The sequence below is a fragment of the Listeria valentina genome, from assembly GCF_011800755.1.
Classification (GTDB): Bacteria; Bacillota; Bacilli; order Lactobacillales; family Listeriaceae; genus Listeria; species Listeria valentina.
The window spans coordinates 1-10,922 of sequence record NZ_JAATJW010000073.1; the positions used below are offsets into that span (position 1 = coordinate 1).

Sequence of the window (10,922 nt, forward strand, 5' to 3'; positions counted from 1 at the left end):
GTTCAGTGCGCTCAAAAATTAGTTTTTCCTTGAAAATAATTTAAAAGTTCAGCTTGACTTATTACCACTAGACTTTTCGTTTATTTCATCACCTGGCCACTTGCCCACTCTGCGAGTGTCAAAATGAGATCTGGCTTGATGACGAACATCCCAATGACAATCATACTCACTAAAGCTAGAATGAAGCCAATGAGTGAACGTTTGTATGCGCACACAATGACAACAATGATGACGGCAATGAGGAAAACCCAACGGAGCTCCCCACTAAACCATTGATAAATCCCCTGTGCACTTGGCATTTATTTCACCTCTTTCAACGATAGAGTTAGGTTTTTTCAAACGGGATCTACCTATAAACCCAAAAGCTTAGTGCTCATTCCATTCTTGAACAAGATATCGTTTTTCTTGTTTTCCTTTTTGAATCGTCATTTGATAACGGCCATTCATTTTCAAGCCTGTATCGGGTTGTTTAAAGGTGACGGTTACCCAAATCAATAACTGGCCTTTCTTTCCTACTCGAATTTCTTGATCTTGCATCTCTTGATAAACCATCGCACCGCCTAATCCTTGAATAGAAAGGGTAGGAGCCACTAGATACGATAATTTATCTGCATCATCTTCTGCATAAGACTTAAAGAATGTCTCCAGAAAGGCTTCCACTTTGGCTGTACTTCCATGATAGGCCTCATAGTGATTCGGTATTTTAGCCTTATCTGCGGTAGCTTCCTGTTTATATGCGACAAATTTGGGTAAATCGTACACTGAAAAATGACCAGATTGATAGGCTACTGGCACCTGAATGGTTTGTGTAAAAGCTTTATCTTCATTTTTCGTTTGTTTTTCTTTCTTCTTCACTTTCTTATCGCCTTGTTTCACCTCGACTTCCTTTTCTTCCGTCCAGGTCCGAGTGATTGTTCCTTCCACTAGATAAGTTAAAAAGGCTTTTTGTTGGCCCTTAGCTTCCGTTTGTTTCACCGTTATCGAACGAACCCGACTTGATCCTTGGATACTACCGATATCGATACCTCCTTGTTCATCTAGTCCTTTAGACAAAAAAGGAGCTAAAGCCGCTTTATGTGCCGCAAGCCCTTCATCAGTATTTTCAAACGTATAATACGCCTGTAAAAAGTCTCGTCCATAGGTTACGGCCTCAGGTGAAACGGCATGATTCTGTTGGGTTGTCTGCGCCACTGGCTTTTGGGTAACGGCACTTTGAGCCTGTACATATCCCACTAATGAAAGAACAGCTAGACAGCTAAAAGCAACCCAAAACAGCCCTTTTCCCCACTTTCTTGCCCGAATGCCTGGAGGACGAGCTTCCTTTTGTTTTTTCTTTTCTTGTTGTCGTTCACCTTCTCGATCCCACATTCGTTTTAATGCGCGAAAAAGCGATTTTTTTTCTTGTTTTTCAGTTTCCATCTCTTCCTCCTATCTCGATGAGCTACCATAAGCGATCCAAATGAGCCCACCCATTAAAATCAAACCAAATGTTGTACGTCCCCAATGAGTGACACACCAATCAAATCCCATCTGCAAGCCATCTTTCATCATTTGAACGGACTCCGCAGCTTGCGGAAACCAGATCGGGACATATTGAAAAAGGATGACAAAGCTAAATAAAATCCCGATAAATATACCTACAAGTCTCATCGTTAACCTCCTTTTTAAATGGCGATTCCAGTTTTCTCCTCTGGATTTGTTTTATGCATCGGAAAATAGATGGTTTGGAAAGGATCTTGTATGATGGCAGCTAGTGTCGTCAATAAGACAGGAATCACAATATCCGGATGGAGAATACCTGGCCGCTCCCCTTTTTGGGGCTTTAAACTGCCTAATTTTTGTTTTGTCAACTGTGTGGTATTTTCTGAAGCGCCTACAAATAAGACGAGAAATTCCTGAACTTCTGCTTCTGCCCCAATATGATACAAGTATTTATCCTGCTGATCCTTTCGCTCAAGGAAACGTGTATAGCGTTCGATTTTGTCTTGTAAGACCTTTTTCGTGCCTCTTGAGCGTTCCATTTCTAAAAACAAACCAAAATTCGTAGCTTGTCCTTTTGGACCCACAATTAAAAAGCCATCCGGCCGGATGACATCTTGTTTTTTGGATTGTCCAAATTGATAATAACCTCGATTTTCTTGCACATAATCTTTCACTAAAAGTCCATATTCAGGAGCTCGCTCCTCAAAAGAAAAAGCTACATGGGCAATCAAAATCGAATGCCGATACCAAATCTGAAGCTCACGAGACCAATGAATAGAAAATTGACGTTCGCCTTCAACCTCCTGAATCAGCTTTAGTCCTTCAGCGCCTAATGTTAAAATAGAGCCCCGACCTTGCCCCGGAATCAATTGATTTTTAAAAATTCGAATGTAATTCTTTTCCTCAAGTTTTCGTAAATATTTATGAAAGCTTTCATAATGTTTAAATCGATGTTGATAGCAATGTCTATAGGTAAAGGGGGCATCCAAATAGATGAATTGGTGTAGTCGCTGAAAAAAAGTAATATCATCCTCTTGTAAATTCATCTAGTCATCTCCTTTCGACTTTTGCTTTCCATTAGTTTGAGCTAAATCTAGTAAGGAAATTCCTTCCGTTTCATGTTCTTCTTCCTCTTCTTCGGGCGGATCTCCCAACTGTTCAAGTAAGGTCTCATAACCATCCTCAATTTCCTGTTCCGTCATCGTTTGTTTTTGTTCTTCTTCGATTTCACTGAAGTCTTGATTGGGATTCATGTATTTCATAATCGTAAGATCTACTTCTTCGACTGTTTTACCTTCCCGTGCCTCCAGTTCACGTGCTTTTTCATACGTCCAATCATTTGCAAGTTTCACATCTTCTTTTTCCAGATAGTTCGCCACTTGGCCATCCGGTTTATATTTATCTAGGGGAGGAACCACAACCGTCGTCCGATACGTACTTACTACACCATCAACTTTTTCCTTAAAACGAATGACAGCACGACGAGGTTCTAAATTGGTTAAGTATTTAGGATTTACTTGATCATTCTCGCTAATGCTTAAATACTTGGCCGCTGTCTCCGCATCCTTTGATCCTTGTTGACAGACAAAAAAGTTATCTTGAATCTCCGTAATGGCTTCTCGATGTCCTTCAGATAGTTGAAGGAGTCGCTGTGTAGCTGTTCCACTGGCTAAACCAAATTTTCGGCTTTCTGCGATAATTCGAGGAGTGACTGGGACATTATTAACTTTGTGCCGTTCATCTACAACAAACAAATGCAACAGCGAGTATGGAGGGCGTGTTTCGGCAATGCGGTAATACATGTATTCCAAATAACCAACAACTAGACCAATTTCACTTTTTGAAAGATTGCTGACATCCAGCAGAACCAAATGGCCTTCATCCATATATTGTCGAACATCCCACTCAAACTCTTTCTGACCAAAAATTCGTTTGAGGGACTCACTCGATGCAAACATATCAATCCGATTTTTAACCGCCAGTGCGGATGTTTTGATATTCCCTTCGGCATCATTTTGCCAATAATCCATAATCTCATAATTTCGAGGATCTCGACCAATGACTCGCAACAACTGTTTCCGAAACTGGACATCATCCAATAACCGATTGACTTCTAATATCGTATGCGTTTCATAGGGATCCGCAAGCAATGTTCGAATACAAAATCGTAAGAGTCGAGCAGCCACTGCAGCTGGCTGTGGAAAGTTGGCTTCAATCAATTCTGTGACCGCATCCGCAATCACCCCTTCTTTTTGACCAGACATCTTATATAACAAATTCATCGCAAACGGGTGCGTGGAGTTGGCAACACTGAAATAATGCACTTTATCCCAGTTAATCGTGGCCCCTTGTTGTTCGGCATGTAAAAGTTGATTCAAAATCACAATGACGGTATCTCGTGCAGGATCTGCAAAGGTAAACCCCGCTGCGGTTTCTTGTTCAATAAAATCTTTAACAAACCCTTGTGATAATAATGTATTTAGAACGGTTGATTTTCCGGATCCAGTTTTTCCAAACAAACCAAAATGTTCCCCAATAAACGCTTTCTGAAGATAAACCGCTCGGTTCTTGATAATAGGATGCTCAAGATAGCCAATAAATACATCATTCGGATTGGCCATTACATTTTTAGGAATCAGTTCTGCCCCCCGTTTACTACGTGGTGTGATTAATTTAATGGCATCAATGACTTGTCGTTTATCGAATAAAGGAAGATGAACGACGTTAGCCAATTCTTCACTCGTCATCATCATGGTGTACCGATAAGGATGCGGGAAAGCACGGACGCTATTTTTCAGTTTGCGATATTTCACTGTATTGAGTTCACTTAAACTAGCCCGTAAGAGATTTCCCATTTGTTTCACTTGATTTTTTGCATTTGAGGAGACGGAAGCCATGGAAATCACCACATCAAAAGCTCCTCGATGACTAATATTCCGATCTCTCAGTCCTTTTAACTCTTGCTTATCAAAGGTATTGCGGTCTGTACTGGCTACTTCTTTAATATTGGTTTCTCGTTCAATCATTTTTTCTTTTAATTTCCGACCACTATTGGGACTAAAGAGCACTTGTACCCAAGTTTCAGGGGGCATTTCTCGAATAAGAACCGGCAGATCATCATAGGTGTATTCTGCTAAAGGAAGCGCATTTCGATTTCGTTTACGGTGCATTTTCATCCGTCCACTAAATCGTTTTTTCTTTCCAAAATCTTGAGGCATCGGTAGTGAGCCAGGATAAAATTCTGCTCGTCCATAGACACTCTTGATTGAACTTTGAATGAATGGCATCAAATCATTTGTTGCACCAATGTAAAACCCTACCTGCCCTTCTTCATCTCGATACAAGGTATAACTGAACCATTCTTTTCCTAAGAAAAACCTTTTGATACGATTTCTCCGACTTCCTTGAAGTCGCTCCAACATCTTAATCACGTCTTGCGGTCGAAACTGATCATCTTCATGAGGAAGAAGTCGCTCATATCGCCACTGTTTTCGTGCAAAATATTGGATCCATACAAGCCGAGCTAAAAATACAAGGCCAGCCACAATGATAATTCCCTCAACAATGGATTGGAGCTCTATCAGTTTTTCTTTTGGAAAATGAAAGGTAAGGGAGGAAAAGATTTTTTTCCCGAATAATAAAAAAAGACCTCCTCCACCAATCATTAATATGAGAATCGGATTTGCTCGAATCCATTCTTCTAGTTTTTGATCCGCTTTATTTTTTTGTGCCAATAATTTCTCCCCCTCCTATTGAAAATAAATTGTGTATATTTATGATTTTTAATTGCATGATGATGCACAATGAATCCGGATAGATTGAGTAGTTTGGAAACGAATAAGAAGATGAGCAATGGAAAATAAAGTTGCACGAGCTAACAGCAGGTTAAAGAGAAGGAGTGAAAAGCTAGGGCGCCCCCACGAATGAGAATTAGAAAAATCTTGCTAAATCTGTAGCCGATATAAAAAATGAATTTTTTAATCGGTACAATTTAGAAGAATTTCCATTTTAAGGAAAAAGTTTCCCATTAGGAAACTCACTGAAATACTTATATTTCCACATATTCCTCATTGACTTTTTTTAGGGCAGGTACTAATCCATGAAATAGCTAAGAAAAAGCACATAATAAGTCATTGATTAGCCAATGAATAGCTCCTCTCTTTGTTGATTAGAAGGAAAGTCGTTCTTTTATTTTTTTAATTCTTTACTCCCATAATTTTCCGTTCTCCTATCAATCGATCTAGCTTTAAATGGATACATGTTAAAGAGAGAGTAATTTAGAAATACTAATAAAGGCCTTCAACTTAATTGTATCTTCATACAAAAAAGCCTTGATATCCATATCTAATTGACTAATAAGCCATCTATTAAAAGCAATTGATTTGGTCCCATTTTTTCAAAAGCATCAAATTCTGCCTGATAGTCTTCACTATCTACTACCACATCCTCATATTGCTTTTTAGCCAGATTCGGGTGTATAGAAACAGGCTTAATCGGCGCAGAATCATCCTCTCCGACATGCTTTTTGTAAATGACTTTTGCTTTTTCTTCGTTATCTGCTTGAATTAAGGCATAATATTCATTATCTGGAAACTCATAATAGGGCATGGTTCTTCCTCCTTTAAACATGGATAGATGTTTGATTTGCTTTTTTCTTTTTCACCCACTGAATCCGATTCTGGACATAACGAAATAACAAGACAATAAAGGTACACCAAACGATAATCAGCCAAACCCAGGCTGCCACTGTACTTACATACGTGAAAATCAAAAAAATCTGGGCAAGAACGCCTAAAATGCACAGAAGACCAACCAAGAGTATAACCAATTCAATCCCCAATCCAATCTTCCATAAATGCTTTTTCATTCGCTAATCGCTCCTTTCTTCCAGGTAACCACCAAAGCCACGGCGAGGTGGCTTTTTTGGGTTCCTAGACTCGTTTGACCGTGCTATACTTTTTGGACTGTTTATGCTGAAGATAGAGCTTTTCAGGTGAACAACCCACAACCCACCAATTATCGGGCTCTTTTCTATGTGCTTTTAACAGTTGCCGTTGTTTTCGGGTGGGGTTTTTTGGATTTCCTCGCATCATGTTTCCCCTTCCCATTGTTCAATTTCTTGATAGTGCTTAGGCTTCAAAGCGAGTTTTTTTCCTTGACTCAGTCGGAAGGCGTGTTCTTTCTCCTTATCGCGAGAAGAAATAGCCCGAATACTGATGAACTCAATATGTTCTAAGTGAAGGGATCGATAAGCCTGTTTAAAAACAGCCACCGATTGATGCGCTTGTTTTCGATTCTCCAACCATGCAAAAATAGCTTGACACGCATGATCAGGATCAAGCTTGGTTTGAAAATTCAGCACATAAAAAGACGTTTTCTTTGCTTTTGGGGCTTGTTGGTTACGTATTTTAATCAAAAAATACATCTTCATTCTCCTTTACGCTTGGACAAGATTGGCAAGGATGACGATTCGATGCGTCGTTTTCGTTGCTTTGTCACAAGTAATGAGGGTTAAACGGGCATCTTGTGTATTCGCCAGCACTTGTCCTTCTTTTTCAGACACGATCTTTTTTTCTTTGACTTGATATGTGGCTTGTTGGTCTTGAATCGTAAGTTGAATACGATCTCCTACTTTTATTTGATTCAAATCGGAGAACAAGACGCCAGATTTACCCATGTTGTGGCCAAGTAAGACAAAATTTCCTTGACCAATCCGTTGATTTTCTCGGTAAGTCGTTGCGCCTACCTGAAGCGAATGATTGTTTGTTCCTGGTAGAACAGGTAGTTGAAGGTGAAGACTTGGAATTTTAATTTCACCAATAGCCTTTTTTAACCAAGTCTCATAATCCTTGGACTGTTGAAAAGCAGCTAAGTCTTTAAGATTCGGACGATCTACGTCTTGTTGGTAATCGGCTTTTTCTACCTTCGTATTCCATTTTTCTGGTTTTTTCTTCGTTTGTTTTTGAATCGTGGCCACATCTTGTTCAGATTGGGTATATTGAAAAACGGCTATCCCGCAACCAATGGCCAGAAGAAGAACAAGCAATAAACTCAACAAAACTTTGGTTTTCTTTTTCATTGATAGGCTCCTTTCTCCAAAAAAAGAGAAGCACGCTCTCTACAAAACGTGCTTCCTTAGGTTTCTTTTAAGCAAAAAATTGCTTCAAGGCATCCAAGAATCCATAACCTGTACCAGAAGAACCTGTTTTAGGAATGCTTTCTACAGGATCTGCGGCCTTTGGTGTTACCTTAGGGGTTTCTGGTTTTACTTCAGCTTTTGGAAGGGCGACCAGCGTGGTGACTTGATTCGTTTCTTGTTTTTTATCGTCTAGCGTAAGATAAGCTTGGTTAGGGATGACGTAATCCTCGCCTTTCTTATATTTCGAAAGGTCAGCGTCTTTCTTCACCGAGGAATCAATCAACACATAAAAGGATTGCCCTGCAAAAGCTTCGGGATTCTTTGGCGACCAGCTGAAACGATTTTTCTTTGGATCAAGGGTTAACGTTCCTTGATTGGAAATATCTTTTCCATTCTTATCATACACTTTGACACCCTTCAAATTTAAAACGGGTTCAAGCGTATCTCCCACTTCAATTTTTTCATAGGGAACGTCATTTGGAATCGTGTAGTCTAAACGATATTGATAGGCTTTTTCTTCCGTTGTCTCATTTTGCTCGACTAGCTTTCCATTTTCCACAATTTTCTTTTGAAGCTTCAAAGTGACTGGAGTTGGAACTTTTGTTTCTGTCTCATTTGTTGGTTTCGTTTTACCATCAACCGTCACATTTGCTTTATTTGGTAAAAGAATATTCCCTTCTTTATCCTTGTACTTAGACAAATCCGCACCTTTTTTCACTTTCACATTCAGGTTGAAGAAATACGTGTGATTATAAAAATCGGCTTTTTTCAGCGTTTCCGCTTTCGCTACCATTTTCACAGCTTGCCCTTTGGTTTGATTCTCAAACAAAGCCGTTACATCTTTTCCTTCCTCATTGGTGACTGTGACGGAGTCTAAGTCTAATTCATCGATTAGCTTGTCTTCCATTTGATAGGATTGATAATAAAATTCTTCCCTTTCGTCTGGAACACTATGAGAAACCGTATAAGAATACGCTTCTTGCGTATAATCCAAGCTATTTTCGATTTTATCTTTTTCGTTTGCATCACTCACTAATTTCGTGGGTTCTAATACTTCCGTCCGAACAGGCTTTTCACTACTATATGCAAAATATTCGTTCCCAGCTTGCCCTTTTGGTGCAGATTGATTTTTCGAATAGCCAGCACCCGCATAGTCTTTCCCCCAACTAAAGGTCATCTTGCCGCCACTGAACAGAGCCGTAAATTGAGCGAATGGATCACTATCGACAGAACCTTTATTACTAATATCTGCCACTTTCAAACCACCATTTACGGTCGTTGCATCAAGCCAAGTGTCATCGGATACATACATTTTATCGATCTTACCTGTAGTTGCCTTATCAAATGTAATTGACTGCAAACCATCTAGATCCACAAATGTCATGAAAGAGCCTTCGACATTCACTGGTTTTTTTGTTTCACTATCGATATACTGCCATTCTTGTTGAACGTCCGAATATCCCGTCTGTGTATGAAGAATCGCTTCGCGGCCAAAACTGATGACTTTATCGCCTGTAAAGTAGGGATTCCAATTCGTTACGGTAATCTTCAAGTCTAAAGAACGACCTTCATAGGTAGCTATATTAGAATAGACGACTCCAATTTTTCCTTTTTTAGCATCCGATGGATTGGTTTGTGTATAGGAAATTAGCTTTCCTCCACCGTTTTCATCGGTCTTTGCCCACCCTTCTCCAAAAGTTGTAGCCTTCGTTTTTTCCGGATTAAAAACCGGAATGACCGAGTACTTATTGGAGGCAGAAGAATCTTTAGAAGGAACTTCCACATTAGGTAGGTTCTTGATAGGTTCAGCCAAAGCTGCGTATGGAAATACACCTGATAGCACAACGACACCTGCGACCACCGTGGCAGCTAATTTCGTTGACGTCGATCGTTTAACCTTTACTTTATTTGTCATTTTTTCTCCCCATTTCCTTTAAATTTGGATGGTTACCTATTTTTCTCTGTAGGTGAACGAATCCTCATCTCTATCTCTCCTTTTATTTTGGATTTTTTTCTTCTTGATAAGGAATTTTCACACCATAAACAAAAAATTGACCGATTCCGAGCCAAGCTGCCTTATACGCGATGCGCCAAGCTTTCTGAATCTCTCGGCCACGAAACGTCCAAGCCTCTTGAATCTGATCCGTGACAGTCGGAAATGATTGATCTGAATTAGGCTTCTTCAAGTATTTAGCTTGTCTCGCATCCCATAACACATTTTTTAAAGGGCTACTTTTCTTCATAGCGCATTCCTCTCTTTCTTTTTTAGTCCTTTCATAGTGATCCAACGTTGAATCTTTCCAACTTTGTCCACTTTAACGAGTCGATAAGAACCATCGATCGAACAAATAAACTGATGACGTCGAAGATAATTTCGATAAAATGAAATTGTAGGATAGCCTTGATGTCGATACTGAAACTGAATTTTTCTTTGGTAAAACTGCTTAATTCGGTCATAGCGACGTTGAATCACACGTACAAATCCAAACAGCCCCAGACAAAAGAGAGCAAAGAATAAATATATCTTTTTTTCCCTTACAGAAAGCGCATAGTCTCCCAACAAAGGGGCACACAAACCGATAAATAAAAAAAACAGAAGCTTAGCTTCTGTTCGCATTACTTTTTTCACATCCTGTCTACAATACCGTTGAAACGGATACAGTTGTCCCATCTATCTAACTTCCTTTCACACTTTCATTTTTAATGTTATTTCACTTGAAAGACCACAATAGATCCCCCTTATGCAAAATAAGAATCAATTAATAGTAAGCAATTTATTTCATCTCCTTCAAAAGAATCATCAAATTTCTCATCGTATTTTTCTTCTGCATATTTCTCTGCTTCGTCCCATTGCTTTCTTGCCTCCGATTCACTGATTTCTAAAACCTTTCCAATCTCAGAAACATCATCACCAGAAACCTGATCCACATAAATTTTCTTTGCTTTCTCTTCATTTTCTGCTTTAATCAGCGCATAATAATCTTCGTCTGGGAAATTATAGTATTTTGCTTTTGTCATTTATTTATCCTCCAATTTACGTCCGCACATTGGACAATAGTTGATGTCAATTTTTAACTCGCTTCCTTTGTCACTAAATTCAAGTTGCGCCTCATCGTTGATATACAAAACTTCGCCTCCTGCGACATCAACATGCAATGTTCCTCTAGTTCCATTAACCGTTTGACAGTATTTACATTCTTCCATTTAAATTACCTCCTCATTATTAATCATATAATCTGCATGTATCCTAATAAAGTAGACACCTTTTTTGATATACTAGTAAATAAATAGACACAAATGT

Annotated in this window: 15 protein-coding genes; all 15 read right to left on the minus strand. The window is 39.2% G+C overall.

Features of this window, described 5'->3' with window-relative positions; all coding sequences use genetic code 11:
* Positions 1-80: 80 nt before the first annotated feature.
* Positions 81-299: a hypothetical protein gene (locus tag HCK02_RS12110; RefSeq protein ID WP_167630371.1), complete on the minus strand. Its 219-nt coding sequence runs from the start codon at positions 297-299 to the stop codon at positions 81-83.
* A gap of 67 nt (positions 300-366) precedes the next feature.
* Positions 367-1,419: a conjugal transfer protein gene (locus HCK02_RS12115; protein ID WP_167630372.1), complete on the minus strand. Its 1,053-nt coding sequence runs from the start codon at positions 1,417-1,419 to the stop codon at positions 367-369.
* A gap of 9 nt (positions 1,420-1,428) precedes the next feature.
* Complete coding sequence (locus HCK02_RS12120; protein ID WP_167630373.1) at positions 1,429-1,650, minus strand: hypothetical protein; 222 nt, start codon at positions 1,648-1,650, stop codon at positions 1,429-1,431.
* A 14-nt stretch (positions 1,651-1,664) separates the two neighbouring features.
* Complete coding sequence (locus HCK02_RS12125) at positions 1,665-2,528, minus strand: replication-relaxation family protein (protein ID WP_167630374.1); 864 nt, start codon at positions 2,526-2,528, stop codon at positions 1,665-1,667.
* Entirely contained in the window at positions 2,529-5,216 is a 2,688-nt protein-coding gene (locus tag HCK02_RS12130) for a helicase HerA domain-containing protein (protein WP_167630375.1), read from the minus strand.
* Between the two features lie 610 nt (positions 5,217-5,826).
* Positions 5,827-6,090 (minus strand): hypothetical protein, encoded by a 264-nt coding sequence (locus HCK02_RS12135; RefSeq protein WP_167630376.1) that lies wholly within the window; start codon positions 6,088-6,090, stop codon positions 5,827-5,829.
* Positions 6,091-6,103: 13 nt separating this feature from the next.
* Positions 6,104-6,349, minus strand: a complete 246-nt coding sequence (locus tag HCK02_RS12140; protein ID WP_167630377.1) for a hypothetical protein — start codon at positions 6,347-6,349, stop codon at positions 6,104-6,106.
* A gap of 64 nt (positions 6,350-6,413) precedes the next feature.
* Complete coding sequence (locus HCK02_RS14305) at positions 6,414-6,590, minus strand: DUF6906 family protein (RefSeq protein ID WP_425482894.1); 177 nt, start codon at positions 6,588-6,590, stop codon at positions 6,414-6,416.
* Complete coding sequence (locus HCK02_RS12145; protein ID WP_167630378.1) at positions 6,572-6,907, minus strand: hypothetical protein; 336 nt, start codon at positions 6,905-6,907, stop codon at positions 6,572-6,574. The genes HCK02_RS14305 and HCK02_RS12145 overlap by 19 nt, the downstream gene beginning before the upstream one ends.
* Before the next feature lie 12 nt (positions 6,908-6,919).
* Positions 6,920-7,561 carry a class A sortase gene (locus HCK02_RS12150; protein WP_167630379.1) on the minus strand — a complete coding sequence of 214 codons (642 nt, stop codon included), beginning with the start codon at positions 7,559-7,561 and terminating at the stop codon, positions 6,920-6,922.
* Between the two features lie 67 nt (positions 7,562-7,628).
* On the minus strand, positions 7,629-9,536 hold the full coding sequence (locus HCK02_RS12155) for an isopeptide-forming domain-containing fimbrial protein (RefSeq protein ID WP_167630380.1): 1,908 nt from the start codon (positions 9,534-9,536) through the stop codon (positions 7,629-7,631).
* Between the two features lie 82 nt (positions 9,537-9,618).
* On the minus strand, positions 9,619-9,864 hold the full coding sequence (locus HCK02_RS12160) for a hypothetical protein (protein WP_167630381.1): 246 nt from the start codon (positions 9,862-9,864) through the stop codon (positions 9,619-9,621).
* Positions 9,861-10,292, minus strand: a complete 432-nt coding sequence (locus tag HCK02_RS12165) for a hypothetical protein (protein WP_167630382.1) — start codon at positions 10,290-10,292, stop codon at positions 9,861-9,863. The genes HCK02_RS12160 and HCK02_RS12165 overlap by 4 nt, the downstream gene beginning before the upstream one ends.
* Positions 10,293-10,360: 68 nt before the next feature.
* The gene (locus HCK02_RS12170) at positions 10,361-10,639 is read right to left on the minus strand and encodes a hypothetical protein (protein ID WP_167630383.1); all 279 of its coding nucleotides are present in this window, start codon (positions 10,637-10,639) and stop codon (positions 10,361-10,363) included.
* The gene (locus tag HCK02_RS12175; protein WP_167630384.1) at positions 10,640-10,825 is read right to left on the minus strand and encodes a hypothetical protein; all 186 of its coding nucleotides are present in this window, start codon (positions 10,823-10,825) and stop codon (positions 10,640-10,642) included. It abuts the gene before it with no gap.
* Positions 10,826-10,922 lie beyond the last annotated feature (97 nt).